Annotated in this window: 18 protein-coding genes; 9 read left to right on the top strand and 9 right to left on the bottom strand. The window is 45.3% G+C overall.

The window, feature by feature from the left end; all coding sequences use genetic code 11:
• Nucleotides 1-444: 444 nt before the first annotated feature.
• Both AAA939_RS05360 and AAA939_RS05355 read right to left on the bottom strand, forming a co-directional pair.
• Complete coding sequence (locus tag AAA939_RS05360; protein WP_338208244.1) at nucleotides 445-2,100, bottom strand: formate--tetrahydrofolate ligase; 1,656 nt, start codon at nucleotides 2,098-2,100, stop codon at nucleotides 445-447.
• Between the two features lie 94 nt (nucleotides 2,101-2,194).
• Nucleotides 2,195-2,584, bottom strand: a complete 390-nt coding sequence (locus AAA939_RS05355) for an EbsA family protein (protein ID WP_057707113.1) — start codon at nucleotides 2,582-2,584, stop codon at nucleotides 2,195-2,197.
• 35 nt (nucleotides 2,585-2,619) lie between these two features.
• Here AAA939_RS05355 and AAA939_RS05350 point away from each other — a divergent pair, with 35 nt between their 5' ends.
• Nucleotides 2,620-3,006, top strand: a complete 387-nt coding sequence (locus tag AAA939_RS05350) for a ribonuclease HI family protein (RefSeq protein ID WP_338208242.1) — start codon at nucleotides 2,620-2,622, stop codon at nucleotides 3,004-3,006.
• Here AAA939_RS05350 and AAA939_RS05345 read toward each other — a convergent pair.
• Together AAA939_RS05345 and AAA939_RS05340 are read right to left on the bottom strand one after the other, a co-directional pair.
• Entirely contained in the window at nucleotides 3,003-4,109 is a 1,107-nt protein-coding gene (locus AAA939_RS05345; RefSeq protein WP_338230534.1) for an NAD(P)/FAD-dependent oxidoreductase, read from the bottom strand. The genes AAA939_RS05350 and AAA939_RS05345 overlap by 4 nt on opposite strands.
• A 316-nt stretch (nucleotides 4,110-4,425) precedes the next feature.
• On the bottom strand, nucleotides 4,426-6,009 hold the full coding sequence (locus AAA939_RS05340) for a GH25 family lysozyme (RefSeq protein ID WP_479464483.1): 1,584 nt from the start codon (nucleotides 6,007-6,009) through the stop codon (nucleotides 4,426-4,428).
• 547 nt (nucleotides 6,010-6,556) lie between these two features.
• Here AAA939_RS05340 and AAA939_RS05335 point away from each other — a divergent pair.
• Entirely contained in the window at nucleotides 6,557-7,645 is a 1,089-nt protein-coding gene (locus tag AAA939_RS05335) for a hypothetical protein (RefSeq protein ID WP_338208236.1), read from the top strand.
• Between the two features lie 178 nt (nucleotides 7,646-7,823).
• Here AAA939_RS05335 and AAA939_RS05330 read toward each other — a convergent pair whose 3' ends face one another.
• Both AAA939_RS05330 and AAA939_RS05325 read right to left on the bottom strand, forming a co-directional pair.
• Nucleotides 7,824-12,509, bottom strand: a complete 4,686-nt coding sequence (locus AAA939_RS05330) for a bacterial Ig-like domain-containing protein (protein WP_338208233.1) — start codon at nucleotides 12,507-12,509, stop codon at nucleotides 7,824-7,826.
• 540 nt (nucleotides 12,510-13,049) lie between these two features.
• On the bottom strand, nucleotides 13,050-14,366 hold the full coding sequence (locus tag AAA939_RS05325) for a GH25 family lysozyme (protein WP_338208232.1): 1,317 nt from the start codon (nucleotides 14,364-14,366) through the stop codon (nucleotides 13,050-13,052).
• Between the two features lie 273 nt (nucleotides 14,367-14,639).
• On the opposite strand from AAA939_RS05325, the gene AAA939_RS05320 reads away from it, so the two are divergent.
• Both AAA939_RS05320 and AAA939_RS05315 read left to right on the top strand, forming a co-directional pair.
• The gene (locus AAA939_RS05320) at nucleotides 14,640-15,392 is read left to right on the top strand and encodes an alpha/beta fold hydrolase (protein WP_338208231.1); all 753 of its coding nucleotides are present in this window, start codon (nucleotides 14,640-14,642) and stop codon (nucleotides 15,390-15,392) included.
• Between the two features lie 15 nt (nucleotides 15,393-15,407).
• The gene (locus tag AAA939_RS05315; RefSeq protein ID WP_338208230.1) at nucleotides 15,408-16,484 is read left to right on the top strand and encodes an acyltransferase; all 1,077 of its coding nucleotides are present in this window, start codon (nucleotides 15,408-15,410) and stop codon (nucleotides 16,482-16,484) included.
• Nucleotides 16,485-16,635: 151 nt separating this feature from the next.
• On the opposite strand, the gene AAA939_RS05310 is transcribed toward AAA939_RS05315, so the two are convergent.
• Entirely contained in the window at nucleotides 16,636-18,324 is a 1,689-nt protein-coding gene (locus AAA939_RS05310) for an MFS transporter (RefSeq protein ID WP_338208229.1), read from the bottom strand.
• An 89-nt stretch (nucleotides 18,325-18,413) separates the two neighbouring features.
• On the opposite strand from AAA939_RS05310, the gene AAA939_RS05305 reads away from it, so the two are divergent.
• The 4 genes from AAA939_RS05305 to AAA939_RS05290 all read left to right on the top strand — a co-directional run bounded on the left by AAA939_RS05305 (nucleotide 18,414) and on the right by AAA939_RS05290 (nucleotide 22,670).
• Nucleotides 18,414-18,974 (top strand): TetR/AcrR family transcriptional regulator, encoded by a 561-nt coding sequence (locus tag AAA939_RS05305; RefSeq protein ID WP_338208228.1) that lies wholly within the window; start codon nucleotides 18,414-18,416, stop codon nucleotides 18,972-18,974.
• A 145-nt stretch (nucleotides 18,975-19,119) separates the two neighbouring features.
• Nucleotides 19,120-20,547 (top strand): carboxylesterase family protein, encoded by a 1,428-nt coding sequence (locus tag AAA939_RS05300; protein ID WP_338230532.1) that lies wholly within the window; start codon nucleotides 19,120-19,122, stop codon nucleotides 20,545-20,547.
• Between the two features lie 73 nt (nucleotides 20,548-20,620).
• A complete protein-coding gene (locus AAA939_RS05295) occupies nucleotides 20,621-21,787 on the top strand; it encodes an MFS transporter (protein WP_338230530.1) in 1,167 nt (388 codons plus the stop codon).
• A 64-nt stretch (nucleotides 21,788-21,851) separates the two neighbouring features.
• On the top strand, nucleotides 21,852-22,670 hold the full coding sequence (locus AAA939_RS05290; protein ID WP_338208225.1) for a MerR family transcriptional regulator: 819 nt from the start codon (nucleotides 21,852-21,854) through the stop codon (nucleotides 22,668-22,670).
• 61 nt (nucleotides 22,671-22,731) lie between these two features.
• Here the strand turns inward: AAA939_RS05290 and AAA939_RS05285 are convergent, their stop codons facing one another.
• Both AAA939_RS05285 and AAA939_RS05280 read right to left on the bottom strand, forming a co-directional pair.
• Nucleotides 22,732-23,409 carry an ATP-binding cassette domain-containing protein gene (locus AAA939_RS05285; protein WP_338208224.1) on the bottom strand — a complete coding sequence of 226 codons (678 nt, stop codon included), beginning with the start codon at nucleotides 23,407-23,409 and terminating at the stop codon, nucleotides 22,732-22,734.
• A complete protein-coding gene (locus AAA939_RS05280; RefSeq protein ID WP_338208223.1) occupies nucleotides 23,409-24,161 on the bottom strand; it encodes a hypothetical protein in 753 nt (250 codons plus the stop codon). Before AAA939_RS05280 ends, AAA939_RS05285 begins: the two co-directional genes overlap by 1 nt.
• A gap of 229 nt (nucleotides 24,162-24,390) precedes the next feature.
• Here AAA939_RS05280 and AAA939_RS05275 point away from each other — a divergent pair, with 229 nt between their 5' ends.
• Nucleotides 24,391-24,666, top strand: a complete 276-nt coding sequence (locus AAA939_RS05275; RefSeq protein ID WP_338230527.1) for a helix-turn-helix domain-containing protein — start codon at nucleotides 24,391-24,393, stop codon at nucleotides 24,664-24,666.
• Nucleotides 24,667-24,838: the final 172 nt, after the last annotated feature.

The raw sequence follows: 24,838 nt of genomic DNA, 5'->3' as shown, positions 1-24,838 counted from the left end.
GCCACTGATAGCATGCGGTCGTGGGACCGGGGTAAGCCAAAGAGCCGTCTTGCCCCTCGCTCGGAACCCTTGCAAAAACCACAAGTGTCCCGGACCGTCCGTGGTGTAAAGGTGGAAAACCACCACCTCAACGCCACCATCACGACCGATGCTATCAGTGGCAACCTCCGATAATCCTATACCATAATAACAATCAAGTACCATTTAGCGCAGGCGGACAGAATTGGTATGCTGTGGCGGCAATATTAACCGGTGCTTCTTAGCCGGTTGATATTGCGGAGCACTTCAAAGACGTGGTCTATCGGCTTTGAAGTGAGGGCCCAGACCGCACTTTGGCTGGGACCGTCCCCCATAGCACACCGGTTCTGTCCGCCGAAACGACTAATTTGTCAGCAACCAAAAAAGCCGGTACAACGACCGACTTTTTGATAGACTTCATTTGTTTTAGAATAAGCCAGAGATTTTACCGTCGTCTGAAATATCCATGTCTAAGGCAGCTGGATGTTTAGGTAGACCCGGCATGGTCAAGACATTACCTGTCAAAGCAACGACGAACCCGGCACCTAACTTCGGTACGAATTCACGCACGTTAATCGTAAAGTCCTTAGGGGCACCCAATAACTTCGGATTGTCACTCAGCGAATATTGGGTCTTGGCCATGCAGACTGGTAACTTATCCCAGCCTCGCTTGGCGAACGCCTTTAATTGGCGCTTGGCTTTACCTGAATATTCAACCTTAGCGCCACCATAAGTCTTCGTTACGATGGCTTGGATCTTCGTTTCCAAATCATCGTCAGCGTTGTAAATTGATTTGAATTCACTTGGTTGATCACAAAGCTTAACAACGGTTTGTGCAAGATCAGTTGCACCGGCACCACCTTGACCCCAGACATCGGCCAAAACGGCTTCAACACCAAGGTCGGCACAGTAATCCTCGACCGTTTGAATTTCATTTTCGGTATCGGCCGTAAATTGGTTAATGGCGACCACGACGGGCACACCATACCGTTGCATGGCTGCGACGTGGTGGCCTAAGTTAGCCAAACCAGCTTTTAACGCTGGCACGTCTTCAGTTCCCAATTCCTTTACAGCAACGCCTCCGTGCATCTTCAAGGCCCGAATCGTTGCGACGATCACAACGGCGTTCGGTGCTTGTCCCACGGCTGGAACGTTGATATCCATGAACTTTTGTCCGCCTAAATCAGCACCGAAACCAGCTTCAGTCACCGTGTAGTCGGCTAAGTTCAGCCCAGCTTGGGTCGCTAAAACACTGTTACATCCGTGAGCAATGTTGGCAAACGGGCCACCGTGAACGAACGCGGGCGTGTGGGCCAACGTCTGAACTAAGTTTGGCCGGAGCGCATCTTTTAATAGTAACGCAATGGCGCCACCAACTTTTAAATCTGCCACGGTGACTGGTTTACGATCACGCGTATAACCAATCACGATGCGATTAATTCGCCGCTTTAAGTCGGCAATATTTTCAGACAAGCACAAAATGGCCATCAGTTCACTAGCCACCGTGATATCGAAACCATCTTCACGTGGCACCCCTGACGTAGGACCGCCTAACCCAATGATGGTGTGCCGCAACGCACGGTCATTAATATCAAGTGCACGTTTCCATTGAATACGCCGTTCATCAATATTCAGTTCGTTTCCTTGTTGGATATGGTTATCGATCAACGCTGCTAACGTATTATTAGCCGCGGTTAAGGCGTGCATGTCGCCCGTAAAATGCAAGTTAATGTCTTCCATTGGAATCACTTGCGAGTAACCACCACCAGTGGCGCCACCCTTCATGCCCATGACGGGACCTAAGGATGGTTCCCGTAATGCGATGATGGTTGACTTGCCAATCTTCGTCAGCGCGTCTCCTAAACCGATGGTGACGGTCGACTTGCCTTCACCAGCAGGTGTTGGGTTGATCGACGTAACTAAGATTAGCTTACGTTTAGTTTCTTTTACTGGTAACGGTAGTTTTAATTTAGCCTTGGCACTCCCATACTGGTCAATCTGGTCAGCCGTTAAACCGGCCTTCGCTGCAATTTCAGTAATTGGTTCGGGTGTCACTTGTTGTGCGATTTCAATGTCTTTCATCAATTCCGCCCCTTTTAATCATAATCTGACTCTCATTATACCGAATAATCTGAAAATAGGAACAATTAATAAATATTAGCCTTAGTTAGTTCGGCTATTTAGCTTCTTGGGCGAGTTCGATCAACGCTGTCCGGGCCTTCTTGCGCATTAAAAATTGGTACGCGTTGCCGTCAATCTGAACCTTAATACCCCCACGAACTGGCGCAATTAATTCCAGCTGGTCACGGGGAATCACTAGCCACGAGCGATTAAAAACAGTGCTAAAGATGAGTAAATTACGGTCAATGGAGACCCGGCGTAAACTCAACTGAACAGCCACCACCGCAATAAAGATTAGGCCAATCACGACAAAGGACCATTTAAATTTCATGACTTCGAGCCAATAAATTAGGCCCGCCATGCCAATTAGTAATGTCCAAGACCAAACAATTAGACTTGACGCCCAATTTGGTTGATACTTAAAAGTATGTTTCGCATTATTCACGTTAATAAATTCCTTTCAAGATGGAGCGATAATCATTGCAATTATATACAGATGCAGCCACGACGCCGCAAACTAACCAGAGTGCCGCGGGCATTCTATTAATTGATCAAGGTCAGCAACACCAGTACAAGCAGGTTTTGCCAGACAGTGATAATCATACCGCGGAATTTTTAGCCGCGATTGCTGGCTTTAAAATATTATTAGATTCTTATGGTCCTGACCAGGTCGTCTTCTTTTATACTGACAGCCAAGTAGTTGCTGAAAGCGTCGATAAAGCTTATAGCAAACACTTTGCAGTTGAACTAGCTACCTTACTGCACCTACAGGACCAGTGCCAAGTGGTCGTCACTCAGTGGATCGCTGAAAGTGAGAACCACGGCGCCCACCAGTTAGCTCAGCAAGGATTACACCTCAAAGACTAATCCGCGGGTGTCAGGTAGTTTTCAACTGGTAGCTGGTAGTTATCCCAATCATGCTTGCCTGTGCGCACGTAATCAGCTAATAGCTTCCCAATCATCGGACCAGTCGTTAGCCCAGAAGACCCCAGTCCACTAGCAACTAAAATGTGGGGATTATCTGGCAACGGACCAAAGAACGGCGCAAAGTCACTCGTATAAGCACGAGTGCCCACTTTGACCTGCGTGATTTGGTCCTTACTCAGTCGACTATCAAGTTTATAGCCACTTGCAAATAAATCATTTTCAACGAGGTCGGAAACTTGTAAGTCGTAACCCTGATCATTTTCATGGGTCGCACCGACCACGAGCTTACTACGCGTGAACGGAATAAAATCACGTTCACCTTCAGGCATGAGGACCGGCACGTCATCCCCCCACGTTTCGGGCAGCTGCATTTCAATCAGCTGTCCTTTTTGAGGTCGAACGTCCGCGACGATTTTCATTGGTAACAATAGTGGCTTTAACCACGCACCAACGGCCAAAATCAAGGTGTCGTAAGCTTGCTGACCGTTAACCGTCAGTAATTGCCCTTGATCACCTAACCGCACTTTACCCTTGTGACGAACCAAGTTGCGTTTTTCAGCGTATTTGAGCAGGTTATGGGCGAATTTATCACCGTCGACCCGCGCACCACCACTGACAAACACACCGGGTTGTGGTGCCGTTAGTAACGGAATCTTGTCCTGCACTTCCGCGGCGCTCAGCTTTTCAACGTTGCCCATTTGCGGCGCGGTCTTACGGCGTTCAAGCGCGAGGTCGTACAAGGCCTGCAAATCATCCGGATTTTCCCGCGTGACAACCGTCCCAGCTTGCTGGTAAACGGAATAGCCCATTTGGGTATCCGCAACAATTTCTGGATATAGCGCGGCACCCGCTTTAGCGAGCTGATACCAACGTTTGTTACGACGCTTTGACAGCCACGGTGAAATGATTCCCGCGGCGTTTTTCGTTGCCTGGCCAATTCCTTCATCGTAAAGGGTGACACTTAACGTCGGGTCCGCACTCAAGTAGTAAGCAGTGACGGCACCCACAATCCCACTTCCAACAATCGTTACTTGTTTTTGCATATTGTGACCTCCACAACCATTCTGCCTCTATTTTAGCATATCCGACCAACCGTTTCGTCACATAACCGATGCGTCCCTAGAAAAACTAACGATCGGTTGAGACCAAACTAAAGCATTAGAGTGGGACAAAAGACGGGGTGCTACCGAGCATAGCCTAGGAATACGAATGATTGTACACCTTCAATCGTTCGTATTTCGTAGCTAAGCGGAGGGAGCAGTCTTTTATCGCACGTTTCGACTATAAATGTTCGGAGATACAAAAAGAGTTTGGGCTTTGTCCCAAACTCATGCTTTAGTTATAACGATTAAACAGCGTTTATTTTACCTTACTAATGACACTAACTTTAGCGGTCACGTAACCACCACTGCTGAGCTTAACCCGATATAGATTGCCCTTCTTGATGACCTTACCGCTGATCCGGCTATTCTTAGTCAGGTGACGCACTTTATGCTTCAAAGTTGACTTCTTATAAACGTTAGCCTTGCTTCGAACCTTAAACGTGCCCTTGGAACCCTTCTTCCAATAACCAATCATGTCCTGTGTCCGGACCCAGTGTTTCAGATGACGAACGTAGACAATTTTACGTGAACGGCTCGTTACCTTAGTCTTGGTCTTGGTGATTTTATACGGCTTCAGCTTGGCCGATGCTGGAATCACAGCGCCACCGTAATAAGTCTTGGCTTTTGATGCAATGTAAGCATTTTGGCCGGCCTTATAACTACTGAAAACGTACTTCACCTTTTTGAAGCTAGAATTTCGAGCTTTGGCTGAAATGTAACCGTCCTTATCCATCTTGATCCGATAATAATTACCAGAGCGGACAACGTGACCCGTGACTTTCTTACCTTTAAGCACTTTGGCACCGGTCTTTTGGGTCATCTTCGCATCACGATAGACGTTCATAGTGACCTTGACTTTAAACTTACCGGTACTCTTACTCCGCCAAAAACCAGTGACGTCTTGGGCTAAGACCCATTTGTTCAATCCTGACACATAGACGATTTGTTTAGAACGGGACGTCGTAACGGCCTTCACCGCTTTGATCGTATACGGTTGCTTTCGCTTGTCGGCAGGAATGGCTTCGCCGCCGTAGTAGTGGGTCGCGGCCGGACGAAGGTAAGCCCGTTGACCAACTTTATACTTGCTATAAGAGTACTTGACCTTTGCTACCGCTGGCTTAGCTTGAACTGCCGGTTTGGCAGCTGGCTTAGCCGCTGCTTTGGCCGGTGTTGCTGCCTTAACCGCTGTCGTCTTAGTGGTGGTCTTCTTCTTTTTCTTGTTTAACCACCAATTTAACGAATGGTACTGACTAACGGTCGCTTTATTATACAAGCTGTTATCGACCCGTTGATTCAAGGACGACAAGTAGTAAGTGCTCGTGTATTGCCACAGTGAAAATGGCACCGTTGGCCGGTGAGAATAGTTGGCGATCCACTGCGCATCGAACGCCTGCCGCGCCGAGTTAGCATAAGTGGTTGCAAACGACTGGTAAGAATAGAAAATCAAGTGCTTCTTCGTCAGTTTCCGCATTTCTTGGTACCAAGCTTTAACCGCCGCGTTCGCTGCTGAACTTCCCATCGAGGTCGTTTCAAAGTCTAAAATGTAAAAACGAGTCTTTTTATTGGATCGTTGATAGAAACGTTGTGCTTCGGCCCTTGCGCCCGCCGCACTCTTAAACGTTGCAAAATCATACGAGCCAAATGGCACCCCGTATTTCACGTATAAACTTTCATTATTTCTATGATGATTATCTTCATAGTTATAGCCGTACTGAACCCGGTTGATGACAAAGTTCACTTGGGACTTCATACTGTGAACCTGCGTACTCGTCAATCGACCTTGCCATTCAGAAATATCTGGTATTGGCTTTGCAGCTTGTGCTTGCGTGGTCACACCCATCGTCAAACCAAAGCCCAAAGTTGCTAGCGCTAATCCCCATCCTTTTTTTAATCCCACATTCAATTCACCTTTCAAAATTAAGAATATTATTTAACCTTAAAAAATCCAATGAGCCCAACACCGGTAGCTTCAAAATTTCCCCGTAAAACTAACGGCTGACAGCGTCTTGCCACCACCCGTAATTGTCTTATCTATGTAAACTTTAAAAAAACTAGCAACTGCTGCTAAATTTATGACAACCCTTTGAATATTTCTTACTAATAACTTAACATAAATTAACTAATATTAGCAGTTACAAAAAGATTACAAAAAGTAATCAAGGCCCGTGACCCGTCCACTTTTTTACCTTACCATCTAAGTTTACAGCCATAACGCTTTGCCATCGAATTAATTAAAATGCTTATCGCATCCCAATTCATTAGTTATCTACGCCTTAACAGCAAGCCACTAAAATGATAATATTGCAATTATCGTCACATTTTACGCATAATTTAGTTTTACACTTAAAACTAAGCTCGACTATAATTTTTTAAAGGACTTACTGTATATGTTAATTACTGTTCTCATTCTCCTAGCCTTATTATTAGCACTTGCACTTTGGCTAGGTTACCGTAACTTGCAGCATCCCTATCTTCAACCCGCTAAATCCCTAGAAATCAAAGGTCAGCTACAGTTGCAACACCATGCGCATCAGCAGCTGACCCACCAGGCACCCAAATTACGGGCCCTGTTTGGTTTCACCCAGCTTGCTTGGATCGTCGGGCTTGTGCTCATTTTGATCAGCACTGTTCAATTAGAAACTAAGTTGACATTACTGATTTTTCCAACCGGAACGGCCATTACTAGCGCTATTCTTCTAATTAGTGGTGGGCTACTGTTACTCATTCCGGCGTTGATGTGGCCTTCGCAAAGTTATCATTATTGGGCCCGGCACACTGACAATCATCCCGAGTTCCAGCTGAGCACCGCCAAAGAATTTAAGCGTTACCGGCGCCAAAGTATCGGCAGTGTTATCTTCTTAGACTTGTTCATTCTCATTGCGTGGGTCAGTCGGGCAATCAGTACCAGTACCGCACCGATTCTGGTGATTGAATACCTTGTTATTACAGCCGTTTCGGCGATTCCAATTACGGCCCTGATCACTTACTTAATTCAACTCCCGTACCTTTACCAAGCCCGTTATGTGACGGCTAAACCCGGACAGTCGGTCAAATTCGGAACGTTGACTTACCGCACCAACCGGGAATTGCTCAAACAACAGCCCAAATTAAAGAAACCAGTCTTGCTGGCAATAATTGTCCAGTTGGCTGCTATCGTCTCTTCTCTGATTGCGCTTTGGATCCTGAATTCGAATATTATTAACCCGAGCTTTGCAGTCGACCCTTCCGCCGTCTTTCCGGCAGCCATCTTTGCTTTAATCGCGTTGGTCATTTTTGAAACGTTCGGTGCACTCTGGCCGACTAAACGCTACCATTACTTACAACAGTTAAAAACTGACGCATTACCATTTATGGTACATGACAACGAGCGGTTCAAGCAGTTTCATTACCACTTGTACTATCTCAACCTTTGCGCCGGTATTGCCTGGGTGACGCTCTGGATTGCCATCGTCGGGTCTTACTACTACTTCGGTTAAATAAGTTTTACAACCATAACGACGGTATTAAAACACCGGGTAAGCGTCCGGGACAAAGCTCCCAGCTCGCATTAAAAAAGGTAGTTCTGAGAAATCACATGATTTCTCAGAACTACCTTTTTAAGCTTATGCATACACAGAGATGACGAGCCCTGCTATTCTTCCAAAAAGAAATCGCTTAAAGTTTCCGGCGATAACCGACCACAGCAAGCATCGCCATTAATCCAACACCCGCCAAAGCTAACCACGATGCGCTCCGCTTTTCATTGGTTTGCGGTAATGATCTAGTTGACTTACTCGTTGTCGTTGGCTGCTTCAGACTTGGTTGACTGCTGATTATCTGGTCACCAGCCACACTAGTTTGACGACTACGATTGTCCAAGTTAAGCGGATACCCGCCATCAGTCTGTTTACCATTGCCATGGCCTTCGTTGATCAAATCACCGGCACCATTATCATTTCCGTTGTTTTCGTCGCCAACGTTAACTTGATCACCACTGCCTGGCTGCTCGACATCTGCCGTGACTGTGATTATAGCCGTCGCGGTCACCACATTGCCAGCAGCATCAGTGTACTGATACGTCACTTTGTTAGTCGCGGCTTTGGCTGTTTCAACCACTCCCGTGACGAGCAAATCATCAACGGTCAGTGACTGTCCCATGGCATCCGTTGCCAGAACCAAATTATCCGATGCCTGCCACTTGTCACCAACTTTAAGCTGACTGTCCTTAACTTTTAAAGCGACTTGGCTCATAACGACTTTAACGGTAATTGTTTGTGTGACTTCGTTGCCAAACGTATCCGTATACGTGTAAGTGACCTTGTAATCACCGGCTTTATTGGAATTAACCGTACCCGTTACTTTGACATCAGCTAAGCCGATAGTCTTACCAGCTGCATCCGTCGCGTTGACAAAGTTGTCTTTAGCACTCCAAGTCGCTTTTGGCCCAGCGATAATTGTCGCATCTTTTGCATCCACACTGAGTTGGCTCGCAATCACATGGACAGTAATCGTCTTGGTTGACTCATTCCCATAGGCATCAGTGTACGCATACGTCACTTTATAATCACCGGACTTAGTTGGATCAACACTCCCGGTTACTTTTAAATCGGTGACATTGAGCGGTTTACCGTTCGCATCCGTTGCACTCACAAAGTTATCAGCCGGTTGCCAATCCGTTTGAGGGCCAGCGATTAACTGACTATCTTTGACGACCAAACCAGACTGCGCCTTGGCAACGTAAATGGTAGCCGTCTGAGTCCGTTCATTGCGCGCACTATCGAGGTAACGATAGGTCACCTGATAAGTCCCCGGTGTTTGTAGATCAACTTGACCGTCAACTGTGATTTGATCAACCGTTAACGGTTCTCCGGCAGCATCCGTTGCACTCACAAAGTTGTCAGCTGGCGTCCACGTTCCTTTGCCCGCAATCACCGCCGTATCCTTGACCGTCAACGTCGCTTTAGTCGCAACGACTTTAACCATAATTGGCACTGTAATAAAATTACCCGCCGCATCAGTATATTGATAAGTGACTGTGTAATTACCTGGGGTGTGCAAATCGACAGCGCCAGTGACTTCGACTTGATCAAACGCTAATTTTTGACCGGTGGCGTCCTGTGCACTGACAAAATTAGTTTCGGGGGTCCACTCAGCTCCTGGACCTGCAATCACGGTCGCATCGGTCGCCTTTATTGCAGCTTGGGTTGCCTTAATAACAACCGTCACTGTTTGACTTACGGTATTACCAGCAGTATCCGTATAACTGTATCTCACTGGATAGTCGCCGGCTTTGCTTGCATCGACTCCACCAGTGACTTTGACGTCATTAAATTCGACTTTTTCACCCATGGCATCTGTCGCACTGACAAAATTATCCGCCGCTGTCCATTTCGTATTCGGTCCTGCAATTAATTCTGTACTTTTAGCTACTATCCCGGCTGTGCTAGTCTTTACTGTTACTACCGCGGTCACTGTTTTAAAATTACCAGCACTGTCTGTGTAACTGTAAGTGATTGGATAATCGCCGGCCGTCTTGGTATCGACGCTTCCATCAACTGTTACTGCATCAATAGCCAGATCATGGCCAGCACTATCTTTAGCACCCGTCAAATTCATTGTGGCAGTCCATTCTGGTGTTTTAGGACCAATGACCATTGTTGAATTCTTACCTGTTAAGACCGCTTTAGACGGAACAAGCGTAATTTCAATATCAGCTGTGTGCTCATAGCCTGCATCATCTTCATAGGTGACCGTCAACGTTTGCTTGCCAACTGTATTTAAATCTAATTGATCAGTGTTTGCGGTCAACTTAGCATTTTCGAAGGCGACATCAGTACCATCCGCCGCAGTTAATTTCGTAAGCGCCGCTTTTAAATCAACTTTAGCACTCGGACCAGCAATTATTTGAACGGGCTGTGTCTGAATCGTCGCCTTATTTTCAACTACTTTGACTTGTACGTCATGTACCACCGCATTGCCTTCACTATCCGTGTAGGTCAAAGTGATCGAATAATTACCGGGTGTTTGCAAATCTGGCTGCTTATTCGCCACAATTGCTAACCCATCCGTCGAAACCGGCACACCAGCAAAGTCAGTGGCACTGGCGACACTGTCTCGCCATGACCACTTCGCCAGATCACCAGCAACAATGGTGACATCGCGTGATTTAAAATCTGCCTGGCTAGCAACCATCGTCACAGTTACCGTTGTAGAAACGGTATTACCAGATTGATCAACGTAAGTTAGCTTCACCTCTTGGGCACCCGCTTTAGTTAAATCAAGCCCGGTAGCCGTCACGGTTGCAGCCTCCGCATCGGTTAGCGTGGAACCTACTGCATTTAATGAAGCCGTTCGATCAAGCGCATCACTAACTTGCCAATTTGGGTTTGGCCCCATGTTAACCGAGACGTTTTGACCAACTAAGCTCGCTTGCGACTTTACCACAGTGACCGTCGTTATCTCCTGACGTACTGCACCGTAACTATCTGTATACGACAGAACCACCGTATTAACAACCTGACTGTTTTGACCCGTTGTCTTGACATTGACCATGTCATTGTACTTATTTCCATTAACACTCACGACTTTAACCAAATTATTAATATTGGAGGCTGATAACTCTACTTTCTCGCCTTCACCATCTACTAAACTAGTAACATTGTCCTTAGCAGACCAAGTGCTTTTAGGCCCGGCAATGACCGTAATTGGGCCCACTTCGAAACTAGACTTTGATGCCGGTTCCCACACATAAGTTATTGTTCCAGTCGGAATATTGCTACTGGTGTTACTGTATAAGGACATTAATTCAGCACTTGTATACTTATTACCGCCAGTCGTGCTCTGCCAAGTTTTCTCAGCAGTTGGTACGCTTGGCAAACCAGCGTCCATCCCTAAACGTGTCTGCTCACTCACCGTCAATGACGATAACGCCGTATTATTTGAGAACAGATTTGCAAATTGAGTTGCATTGCTCATATTCCAGCCAGAAATATTCAAAGATTTCAGCTGTGGATCAACTAAAAACATCCCACCAAACGTCATTTTTTGACCATTAGCCCCAACATTCCAATGACTCAAATCCAAAGACTGTATCGGCATATTGCTAAACATTGTATTGAATGATTGAACTTTGCCAACATTCCAATTGTTTACTGGCAACTTGCTACTATCAGTTATTGGGTTAGATGAAAACATCGCTCCCATATCAGTCACGTTGCTAGTGTCCCAATCCTTAATCCCTGAAAGGTCCGAAACCTGATCACCTGAAAACACACCATACATTTCCGTTGCTTGCGAAACATCGATATTTTCTAGCCCATCAATTTCGGTTAGGGGCACGTAGCCTGGATCCGTATCTTTCTTAAAGAAAAGATAGCTTAGATAGTGACCTGCAACGACGTTCTTATCGATGACAACCTTACTAATCACAGCACGAACTCTTGTCATATCTGGCAAATAATTATTGCCTTCCCACGGTGCCATAGAATCAGCATCAAAAGTGCCGGAACCAATCGTCAACAAACCATCACTGGTCACTTTCCACGGACTCGTCCCCCAGGTACCTGATGCCAATACAGTCACATCCGCCGCCTTCATTAAACTAGCTCGCGACAACTTATTTTCCTGAACTGCAGCCGCTCCCAGTGCGTTACTCGTCAATAGATTTAGTTTAGTGACGGTCTGACGCTTCGTCAGTTGTGCCTCAATATCGGGATCGGACACTGAATCAACAGTTCCAATTGCATTAACTGAGATAACCCTTTCTTCAGAGGCACCTTCATTCTCAACTGAAGTTACCGAATCGGATTTTGGTGTGTTTTTAGTTGCTTCGTCTGTCCTATCAGGCGTAATAGCTGGTGTTATCGGCGTTTCAGTAATGGATTGTTCGTTGCTGCTTGCAACAGTTTCTTTGGCCCTGTTAACGGTTTCATTAGTTTTTGACGGTTCAGAACTCGATTGACCGTCCGAAGACGATTCAGCTTGCGAATGACTCGATGAACTATCGGTCTGCTTCGTGCTGCTATCGTCATAGAAAACGTTTTCATTTTGGTCTTGCTCAGTTGTTTCTGTGACCGACTTAGCTTGAGTGACTGCTGTATCAGTGTTAGTCGCACTAGTACTGGCATCCGAGCCACTGTTTACGACATTTGAGTCGTGCTGTCTCAGGACGACCTGTGACTGACTAATTTCACTTTCACTGCTAGTACTGGTCGAGGACGTTTCATCAGCAGCAGTTACGATATCTGCCTGACTCGTTAAAGCACCCATATTAATTGACACAACCGCAATTCCTGCAAAAATCCAGAAACGTCCTTTTTTATACATTTTATAATAACGTTTCTCATTTTGAACTGGTCTAATAAACCTACTCCCCCATTTCCTAAAAGTAGCCTACTAACTGAATGAGCATAAATAATTGCATATAAACAAACTAATTTTCATACGATTCATTAATCCGCCGGCATTCAAAAGGGAAATTAACCCCATATTGTTACTCGTCTATTAATAAATTTAATTACTCTCGTTAATAGATGAGTACCTTTTCTATTTATAAGTTACCACAATAAACTAGTCAAATCCAATTCCAATTAGTTATATATCAATAATAAAATTAATCATATTCACCGTAGTTAATCGGCCTATTCCCCCGTAACTAAAGCGCTTTAGATAAATCACCTAATCCAGGCCACCTGGCTATCAAGTATTCGATAAGATATTGTATGAAATGTTACTTACCGAACGAAATGTTCACGATTTCTCAACATTTAAACGATGTAGCGACTAAAAACCAGCTCAAACGTTCAGTAATCTAGCTTTTCACTGTAATTTACACGTAAAAAAACTGGTTAGACTCACGATCAGCAATTGCAAACCGTGAATCTAACCAGCGCTATAAAATTATTATTTTGTTTTGACGTAAGCTTTATTCGCCGTAAAGAAGTTCCCTTTATTCGTCATGTAGTAACGTGATCCCGTTGACCGCTTGTAAACGGCAACGGTCTTAATGGCCTTGCCCTTCTTATGACGAGCAACCCGATCCGCCTTCTTGAAGGAATGTTTACGGTAAGTGTAGACGTTCTTCTTAGGAATGATCTTTTTACTTGATGGAACCGATTCGTAGTAAGCGTGGTTCGTCTTAGAAATCTTACCCGTAATGTAACCACCGTTTAAGCGAATTCGGTAATAGTTCCCGCTTTTGACCAGTGTCCCGGCGTACGTTGCACCCTTTGGCATCACCGTACCGGTAGCGTGCTTCAAATTAATGTCACTGTAAAGTTTACTCTTCTTACGTAACGTGTAGCTCCCATGTTGACCAACCCAGTAACCCGTTACGTCCTGTGCCAGTACCCACTTATTCAAGCCCTTCAAATAAACGATTTGTTTTGAAGAACTCGTCGTGACGTTTTGCACCGCGCCAATCTTGTAATACTTCTGCTTAACGTTGCTTGGAATGCCAGCACCACCGTAGTAGTTCGTCGCACCCTTATGCAAGTAAACGTGTTGCCCCGCCCGGTAACTGCTGTAAGCGTACTTGATAGTGTTCTCATTCAACCACCAGCTCAACGGATGGTAAGTCGTGACCGTTGCCTGATCAAAGAGGTTATTATCAACGTATTGATTTAATGATGAGAGGTAATAACTACTTGAATACTGCCACAGTGAGAACGGAATCGTTGGCCGTGACGAGTAGTTGGCGATCCACTGCGCATCAAAACTCTGGCGCGCCGTATTGGCATAACTCGTCGCAAATGACTGATAAGAGTAGAAAATCAAATGCTTATTAGTCAGCTTACGCATTTCGTTATACCACGCTTTGACCGCGGCGTTGGTTGCCGAACTGCTCATCGAAGTCGTTTCAAAATCTAACACGTAAAACCGCGTGTTCTTGTTGGCACGGTTGTAAAAGTCTTTTGCTTCTTGGACCGCACCGCTTGCTGAAGTAAAGGTTGCAAAGTCATACGACCCGAACGGTACCCCGTAACGGACGTATAAGTTTTCATTATTAACGTGATGAATATCTTCATACCCACTACCATACTGAACCCGGTTAATCACAAAGCTAGCCTGATTCTTTAAGCTCTGTACTTGGGTACTGCTCAACTGTCCCTGCCATTCAGAAATATCTGGAACCGCAGCTTGCGCTTGCACCGCTACCATTAACCCCACGCAACTCCCAATTGCGAGTAACGCGAGTCGCCACTTTTTAAATAATTTCAAACCATTCGCCTTCCCATAAAACAATTTATATGTAAAATAATATCTATTATTAATTTTACCGGTAAAAGCGTTTAAAAGGTTCTCAAACTGATGTCATTCGCTTTACAATTTCTTTACATTGGCGCCTTCAAATTGTAAAGAAAGTCTTAAATCTCATCTAATTCACCAAAGGCCAAGGTATCCCTATGCCTGTCTAATCAAGCTAACGATTTGTTTTTTAGCCCCAAATCTGTCACAGTATTTATTAAATAAGTAATAAAGTGAGCTCATATTATGATTAGTGTAAAACAACAATCCTTACAAGACATCCCAATCATTGAAGTCGTCGACGAGACGCTTCTGACCCACCCTTTACCACTAGTCGTTTTTTACCACGGCTGGCGGTCACAAAAAGACTTGGTCTTAACGCAAGCCCGTAAATTGGCCAACCGGCACCTTCGCGTCGTGTTACCCGATGCCATGAACCACGGGGACCGCATGGAACCGGTCAGCAGCCTGCCATCTTTCACTTTCTGGAACAGCATCCAAGGTAACTTAGCCGAATTTGACCTCATCATCCAGACGTACCACAAACGTGGTCTGATCTTAAACGACCAAATCGGTGTTGGCGGCTACTCCATGGGTGGCATGACGACTGGCGCGCTCCTGACCCGTCATCCCGAGATTAAGGCGGCCACCATTATCATGGGGACGCCTAGCTTGAACGCCTACGCGCAACTTGTTCGCAATTATGCTATTAAGACCCACGTCTATTTACCAACGGACATGGCCGCTCTGACCAGCTGGATCGATAACTTCGATTTAAACTTGCACCCCGAAACGATTGCGCACCGGCCCGTCTTGTTTTGGCACGGCACCGACGACGAACGGATTCCGTACACACAATCCCGCGACTTCTTTGACCGCATCCACCACGAACCCTACGCCAACCAAGTTGCTTTCATTACGGGCTACCAGGCCAAACACCTCGTCAAGATTCCCCTAATGAATAAAATTGCGAACTTCTTTGACTATTATCTTAATTAGAAACCGGTGTAAACTTTGGCAACCAGTACCACTAAAACTGAATCCGCCGATACTGGCGACTACTTAAAGGTTGCGGCTTGTACCGCCGTCATCCTCCAGTCAGTCCTAACATTGGCCTTAAAACAGCCACTCGACACAACTGATCAATGGGTCATCGGCCTCAGCTATAATGCAGTCAAATTTACCGCACCCGCGTTTATCTTTGGCATTCTCTTTACAACGACCCGGACAACTTATCCTAGCCAGCCAAATGCCTATCCCCACTACTTAAAACGGCAATGGTCGGCCCTATTCATACCGTCTATTTTTTGGAGCACGGTTTACCTGCTAGGGATGCCCCATCTGCAACAAGGCACTCCCTTCCGTAGCGTCAAAACGTTCGCTTGGCAATTCATCAATGGTAACGCCGCCCCACACCTGTGGTACAACACCATGATGTTGCAGTTTATCCTGCTAATGCCGATCTTTTGGTGGTTAGCGCGCATTGCTACCAACGCCGGCCGAGTCAAACTAATCCTTTGGGTAACGATGATTGGCTGCGCACTCTGGGTCACGTTCTACGACATAACGGTTTGGCACGGCCCGCATCAACAGTCTTGGCATTTATTAGACCGGGTCAGCCTTAGTTTCGCCGGCTACGCAATTCTAGGCACCCTGGCAGCTCGTTTTTCTAACCCCTTAGCGCAGAGACTAATCCACCATCAATGGTTGCTCAGGCTGAGCTGGTTCGTCCTATTTGGTTTGACCACTGGGATGCTGATTCACGCGGGACTACCGATCCACCTGAACGTCACCTCGTACATCCAGCCTGCCATGGTTGGCTACGACCTTGCTACCATCAGTTTAATCGTTAGCTTGGCGAACACTCAAATTCACCGCCACGCCCGCAGCGTTCCCGTCATTCACTGGTTAGCGATTTACGCTTACCGGGCCTACCTCGCCAACGTTTTTTGGCTGCAACTCATCTGGGCACTTGGTGGCCGTTGGTTATCCGTGGCGCCCCTGCCGGTGATTGTGGGTTGCTACGTTTTAACTTGGACAGGCTCTTTTGCCAGTGCTTACGGGTTACACCGCTTAGTCCAGCTACTTTGATCAATGAAATACAATAGACGCATCCCTGCAAAATCAAGGGATGCGCCTATTTTGTAACTATTTATAATTTGGCAAGTCGCCCGCCCAACCAAGGGCAATTGCCCCATGGCCGAACCGAACTAGTTTAAACTACTAGCGACTACTGCTGGTCCTATTGATAGGCCCGTCGCCGTTTGAAACAGCCTAATCCTAACAGCATGGTTAAAGTAACGGGCATTGCGACTTGGTAAGGACGTATAAACGCTTGGGTCATGGCGGTTTTCGTTGTCACTTTGACCTTGGCAACTACCCCAGCAATTTGCCGGTTATCAGCCGCCACCGTCCGTGTGACTTGGCGTCGAACTTGTTCATAAACCGTTTTGCGAACCGCTTTCGGCGCCCGTTGCAGCCGGTATTGCTTCAACGCCACCAAATAGTTTTGCTGAATCAATTGCCGGGTTTTAGCGGGTGTGATGAATTGCTGCGACGTTGCCTGGACGTTTTCAGTCTTTAAATGCGTTTTGATTGCCGCTAACGTATCTTGTTTCGTTTTAGCTGAGACTGAAAGCGCCGCGACATCTGACTGTGCAGTCCGCAAAACGTGCTGCTTAGCCGTGACTAAATTCGCTGACAACGCGGACACAAAAATCGCAACTGCTAGTGACGTCCCGATTTGGCGAAAAACACCGATCACACTTTGTGACGCTGTCAAAAGTTTTCCCGTAAAATCACCCGCGGCTAAGACAGTAATGGGGCCAATAATTATCCCGTACCCCGCCCCAACAAGCATCAGAACGATTAAGACCTGCCAATAGTGATTAGGATTTAACTGGCTAAGCCCAACGTAACCTAAAATGATGGCTAAAGTTCCACTGAAAACGACTAACCGGGGACCAACCTTAGCTAGGATAAACCCACTAAGGGGCGAAAAAAGGAAAATCATCACCGAGGCGGGTGAGATCATTAGTGCTGCCATGAGTTCCGTTTTTCCTTGGACCTTAGTAAAAAAGCTGGGCATTAGAACCAATAACGCCACCATGAATACCCCGGAAATAACCGTTACTAGCGCTGAACCCGTAAATTGGTGGTCACGGAACAGCGCCAAGGGCATCATGGGTTGCGACACGTGGGATTCGGTCCAGATAAAACTTCCCAACGCCACCAAGCTGACTGCACCTAATCCGAGAATAATAGTGCTCGTCCATCCCCAATCGCTCCCTTTGACCAGTAGCAACGTTAAACTGAACAAGGCAAGCATTGATAACAAGCTACCCGCCCAATCCAGCTTTTCGGTCCCCGCACGACTGGCCTTGCGATCCAATAATCGCCAGGATAGCCCCAACACTAGTAAAACTAAGGGGACGTTAATCAAAAAGATGCCCCGCCAACCAAAGAACTGGGTAACGGCACCTCCAATCGTAGGCCCAAGCGCGGCCGCCAGCCCCTGCGTCGTTCCTAAAATGGCAATGGCCCCCGTTCGTTTAGCCGTCGTCACGCTTTGAATCCCAATCGTCATGCTGGCTGGAAAAACAATGGCAGCGCCTAAACTTTGAACGCCCCGTCCAACGATTAGCCAGCTCACCCCAGTAGCTAGTCCTGAAAATAAAGAGCCCACGAGGAACAGCCCCAGGCCAAGCAAATACAACCGTGTACGCCCGTAAATATCCGCTAATCGGCCTAAAGGAATGGTCAAGCTGGCAAACAATATGGTATAAATATTTAGCGCCCAGGATAACTGTTCTAAACTAGTTGCTAATCCGGTTTGCATCGCCGGCAACGCGATGTTCATTACCGTTGTATCCAGCATACATAAAAACGTCCCCAACGCCATTGTCATGACGATCTTAGTTGATTTTTCCATTTTAAACGCCCCCTTGTGTGACACAGTATAGGGGACAGCCATCAAACAGATAAATACTTAGGTTACAGAAAGGGAAAGGTTGTGACCGAATGAGTCCTCAAGAGCGCAAACACCAAAACTTGGTTGCCATTTACCAAGCATTACTGCAACTGATGACCGAAAAACCACTGGCCGATATTTCGATTACCGAATTGTGCCAGCGTGCACACGTTTCACGAACTTATTTTTACCGCAACTACGCAAACTTTGACCAAATTATTGGCGCCTTTCAAGAAGACTACATGTTGCACTACCTGCGCCACCTACCTAACCAATCAAAAATCAGTTTGACCGATTTAATGACCCATTATTTTGAATTGACTAAACAAGAAGCGGCGACCAACCGTTTATTGATCAAAAATGATAAGTATGACGTTTTAGTTCAAACGTTTCAGACCGTTTTTAACCTATTCATTAAACACGAACGCATTCGTTATTCGGGTAGTATGGCACTTTTTAGCGAACCCTACTACGTCGAATTTTTCTCCGGTGCCGTCGTTAACGTGGCGGTCAACTGGCTACAACGGGGCATGGTCGAGCCACCCGCGTACCTAGGCCAACAAATCAGCCACTTAGCACGCTACAGACACACCCCATCGAGCTTGAATTAAAAAAAGTTAGTCACTAAAAAATGCCACCGCAACTTGGTGGCATTTTTTTGTATGACATTCTATTTGACTGTAACGTTGGGGCACAGTTTAGAATGTAAGCATACTGAATCAAGTAACCCCCAAAATACGGAAGAAGGAATTTAAAATGTCACATCCCAATAAAAAATTTAATGACGTTCAAGAATGGCTCGGAATCCCTTATGGTACTGCTCGCCGGTTCCAAAAAGCACAACTCGTCCCGTTTGAATCTAACCATGACTATCGTCAAAGTGGACCAGCATCCGTTCAATTAACAGATCCTGCTTTTCTAAATGCCGACCAAGGTGAAAGTGAAGATTGCTTAAACCTTAATGTCTGGGCGCCAAATAATGTCCAAGAAAAGCTCCCCGTTGTTGTTTATATCCACGGCGGTGGTTGGACTTACGGCGCTAATTCCCAAGACACGTCAGATTTATCCGGCTTAGTTGCTAGCGGTAAGGTGATTGGGGTTTCCATTAATTACCGCCTTGGACCACTTGGCTGGCTGGAGTTATCCCAATACGGTGGACAATTTAAAGATGCTAGTAATTTAGGTCTGCAAGATATCGTCCTAGCCTTAAAGTGGATCCACCAATACATTGGGTCATTTGGTGGCGACGCCAATCAAGTGACACTTACGGGACATAGTGCTGGTTCATTCTCCCTGTTAACGCTCTTAGCCGTACCTGAAGCTGACGGCTTATACACCAGATTAGCCGCATTTTCTGGCTACGCCGCCCGTTACATCCCAGCTTGGTGGGCTGAAGAATTAGCAGCTAAAGTTTTAAAAACACTAAAGCTCACTTCGCCAGACCAATTATTAACGGTTGATGCCAAAGCCCTAATTAAAGCGACTAACCAAGCCTTGCCAACTGACGTTTTGAAACGTGGTAATCTAAATACCATTTCAATCGGTATTGTTGAAGATGAATTTTTACCAAATGGCGTCTTGAAAGCTAACCCTGCTGATGTGATTAAAAGTGGCGAACATAAAGATGTTGATTTAATTATCACTTCAACAACGGCCGAAGCAAGTTGGTATGCAGCAAATATTCCAGATAATGTTGATCCTAAAACCATCGAGGCCGTCATCAATGAAATGGTTTATGATTGCCATATTCCACGCAAACAGGCCGAAGCCATCGCTTTACACTGTGGCGCTGGCAAAGCGTCACCACTCGATGTCAGAACCCGTTTCTTTACCGATTATAACTTCACCTTACCGGCTATTCGGGAAGTGCACGATCATGCCCAAGCTGGCGGACGCGTTTATCAACTAAGTGTTGGTCCAGCTGAAGGCTCGCCCGCCTATCATGGCACTGATATGTATGGGATTGTCGGTCAAGCTGCACCTGACGCTAGTCAAGAACAACTCGCTCGTGATAACTTTATTAGTCAAACGTTACTTAACTTTGCGACTAATCAGTATGAAAAGTTATGGTCACCAACGAAGGCAGATCAATTAATGATCAAAGATATTGGTCAACGACCTTACAACGGAAACGAACATGCCAAAACCGTGTTACAACTATTTAAAGGCATTGCTCGTCCATAATTAGGATTTAAAAAAGGTGGTTAAACACCTTTTTTATTTGGCTAAAATCGTTTTCAAAAGAGAGGATCAAATTTTGACAAAGCAATCTTCATTTTTTTCAAAAGATATTATTTGCGTTATGTTAGCAACCTTTTTTTACCAATTTAGTATTCAAGCGGTTAACCCACTAATGAATGGATATGCCCGTAATCTAGGCGTTAATAGTACTTTTGCCGGCATCATTGTGGGCGTTATGAGTATTACTTCAATGTTATTAAGACCATTTGCCGGCAATCTAACCGACCGAATTTCTAAATATCGCTTGGCGCTGATCGGCGGTAGTTTATGTGCAGTTAGTGATTTGGGATACCTCTTTGCTTTCAACGCCCCTTGGCTATTAACCTTTAGAATCATCAATGGTATAGGCTTTGTCCTATGTACCATTTGCCTCGCAACCTGGATGGCTTTTTTAGTCCCACGACAACATCTTGGCGCAGCGATGGGGTATTACGGCTTATTAAACGCGCTGGCAATGGCCATTGCTCCCGCCCTAGCAATCAGCATTTATCAACTTTTAGGGTACAAATTCATTATCATGCTGGCGGCCCTGAGCGCCGTAGCCATGGTTGTTGTCATCCAGTTAATCCATAACCGGGCACAACCAACTATCAAGTTAGAAAATCAACACTTTAAGATTATTCAACGCGACGCCTTACCAGTAGCCATAATCTTTTCGTTGTTATCCATTCCCTACTTTGTGACCCAGGCTGATATTGTGATGTACGTTCAAGAACGTCATTTACATATTACCGTCAGTCTATTCTTTTTATGCTACTCACTGGCATTGATTGTGATCCGAATTTTATTAAAAAATTATTTTGATACAATTTCATTTGGTATTTGGTTTTCTATCTGCATCATTGCAACGATTGGTTACATCCTTCTATTAACAATCATGCAAAACAACTTTGAGATGATCCTGGCAGCTGTATTAATGGCCGTTGGTTTTGGGGTGATGGTTTCCGTTTCCCAATCGACTTCCCTTTTATTAGCGCCCATAGAAGAACAGGGACTCGCTAACGCCACCTATTATCTGGGCAGTGATATTGGCATGTCACTCGGTCCCATTATTGGCGGAATCCTACCCACTATTTTTCCACTCAAATTCTTTTATCCAGTGATGCTACTGATTGTCCCTTTAACCACCATTCTCTATTTATGTAATCGCCGTAAACTCAATGCTGCAGTACAGTATAATTAACTGAAAAGCATATGCTGTAACATGGTAATCGGTCAGGGGGACTTAGATACTTAAAATAAGTGAGATGGCAAAACTTGCAAATACAACTCGGCGAGCATTACTTTTTTATGATCAAAAAAACATTTTTAAGCCAAAGTATACGGCTAGTACTGGCTACCGTTACTACGATTATAGTCAGCTATACGATCTACTATTTATACTAGGGCTCCGTAGCTTAAACCTCTCGTTAGCAGAAATTAAAGCCATTAAAAGCCAGCCACAAGCAAGTCAAACTTCATATTTGCTCAATGCTCAAAGCAAAGTCAATCAAAAGATTGCTGAATTCGTTCGTATTCAACAAGTCCTTGAGAAAAAGATTGAAAAGCAAGCTAACCTTGATAATGAAGTCCTTTATAATCCAGTAATCAGGCAACGCCCCCCAATCACTTTTTGGTGTTCACGCCAATCTATTAATTGTACAGAAGCAGAAGTCGCGCAACTTTTTTCTGAATTTTATAAACAATTAGATACATTATCAATTATGGATACGACCAAATCTGGCTATTTAACCAATTTATCAATTGATCATCCACATGATTATGATGAAGCCTCTTTTAGAATCATTAAAGAAGTTGGTAGCGTTAAACATAAGCGGATGATTCCAATTCTAAAAAAAGATGCTGCCAACTATGCCTGTGTTTTGGTTGATAACACGACTACCGGCATCCATCGCGGTTTAGAGCTGTTACAGACATTCTGTCACCAACAGCTCTTAAAAACCGAGGATTATTTGTGGCAAATCAATTCTGATGAATCCCTTATGGAAAATGGCTTTTCTAAATATATTTGGCTTGATTTTACAATTCTTAATTCGGTCGATGATACGTTGATATCACCAAATTAAGTGCGATCAATTCAATCAAAAATGCCACCGCAACTTGGTGGCATTTTTGATTATGAAATCATTAAATCGTTTTAAATGCTTGGAGGAATTCCGAATCGTTGGCGTGATCCGCAAACTGTGCTGCCGTCCACGTTGCTTTAATCTGGCGATCGGCTAACCACAAAACCTGACACTGTTCAAACGCCGTAACATCCCGCACGTCATGGGTAATCAGCAAGTAAGTCCGTTGTGGATGTTCGCGCATGACGGTAAATAAAGTGGCGACGTGTTGCCGGTCCACAAACGCCGTCGGTTCATCCAAAACAACTAAGTCCCGGTCAACTTGTAAAAATAGTAATAATTGTACTAATTTACGCTCGCCACCCGACAAGTCACCATAATGGCGTTGCCACAGCGGGGTTAAAAACGCCACCGTTGGCGCATCCGCCCACTTAGCTAAATCAGATAACTTCAACCGTAACTGACCCGTAGCGACGCCTAACACTAACTGGGCCACGTCACAAACGCGGGTCGCCGCAAGCATCGGTAATTTTTGGTTTAAGTAAATTGAAGACCCTTGGGGCGTAATCTTACCTTGCGCGGGTCGTAATCCCAACAAAATGTCTGCTAACGTCGTTTTACCGGCACCGTTTTGACCAATTAAAAAGTTCACCTGGTGGGCTACTAGGTCAAAGTTTAAACCGTCAAAAAAGGGCTGCTGCGCTTTAGGGAACGTATACTTTAACTGTCTAACTTTCATTATAATACCTCCGTTGGCAACAAACGCAGGTGGCGATAACTATAGGCCCCAATTACTCCCATCACAACTAACGTAGCAACGTAAGCCGGCCAAAACGCACCCCACTGGGCCGTTGTCAGCAGGTTAAACATATTCATGACTAAGTAGATGGGGCTCAACACGTTCAACCAAACCGTGGTGACGGCCAGGTGCGTACTATTTTCAATAGCCGTGGAACCAATCATCACAACGATCATGAGTGTATTGACCACCGCGTTTAATGACTTGTAACGAATGGGTAAACTCAAAATGGGCAGACAGTAACCAAGCACTGGTAGCGCCACTAATAATAGGACGGCCCATAACCGCCAAACAATCCCGAAGATTGGCAAGTGAAAGACGATTCCACTAACCGCGCCAACCAGCCCTAAGATCACTACCAGTAAGCCCCCGCTAACGAGCATTTTGCTAACTAGAAAGACACTCGGATTCACAACTAACGAGACGTATTGTTTTAAATAGCCCTGCTCACGAAGCATTGCCACGTCCGCAATCACCATCAAGACGTTTGAAAAGATGATCCAGGCGATAAAGGGCATGACCGCGCCAATAAACTCCTGCATCGATAGTGGTTTAAAAAAGGCCGACTTTAAATTCAATACTAAAAAGACGAGTGGTAACACGACGGTGTATAGCAACATCCCCAGGTTATCGAGTGCGGCCTGCCAAAAATAACGGGTATATAGGCACACTTGAACGATATATTTACGCATCTGGCGCCTCCTAATGAGAATTAGTTTCATTATAATTTAATGTTTTTTTAATTATAATGACGTACCCTCCCAAAAGTCAACGTCTCATGAACCACTTGCCATTTTACTAACTAGCCGCATAACAGCTTAGACTTTTCCTGCATTTAATATCTATCGTAATTTTTACAAAATGTGATATAACATAGGTATGAAAAATCCTGCATTTAAATTCTACTGAGGGGGCATCATAATGGCCAGCATTAACTTTAATGATTATCTAAAAGACGTCTCAAAAGATTCCTCGTTCAAACAAACGTACGCGAATGACTATTCAAAACTCGCTAGTGCCACCGCATTAATGCAGGCCCGTGAAGCTGCTGGGTTAACTCAGCAGGATTTAGCTAATAAAGCATCCGTTCTACAATCCACCATTGCACGCATCGAAAATGGCTCAAATACGACCCTTGATACCTTGTCTAAAATTGCTTTTGCCTTGGGAAAGCGCCTAACAATTAGCTTTTCTTAATTAAAGCCCGCACGATTTCAGTGCCTGTAATAGACAGATTGATACAATCATAACCACCCGTCAAACGGGTGGTTTGCTCCAGGGCTATAAGCCCTATGTACTGGCCAGCGTCTCAAGGCGCTGGCTTTTGTGGGTCAAAGCCAAATTGCCCTTGTCACTTTTGCCACCGCTT

Source organism: Lactiplantibacillus paraxiangfangensis (assembly GCF_036246185.1).
Classification (GTDB): Bacteria; Bacillota; Bacilli; order Lactobacillales; family Lactobacillaceae; genus Lactiplantibacillus; species Lactiplantibacillus paraxiangfangensis.
Note: the sequence above shows the minus strand (reverse complement) of the source record. Positions and strands in the feature narration are given on the sequence as shown.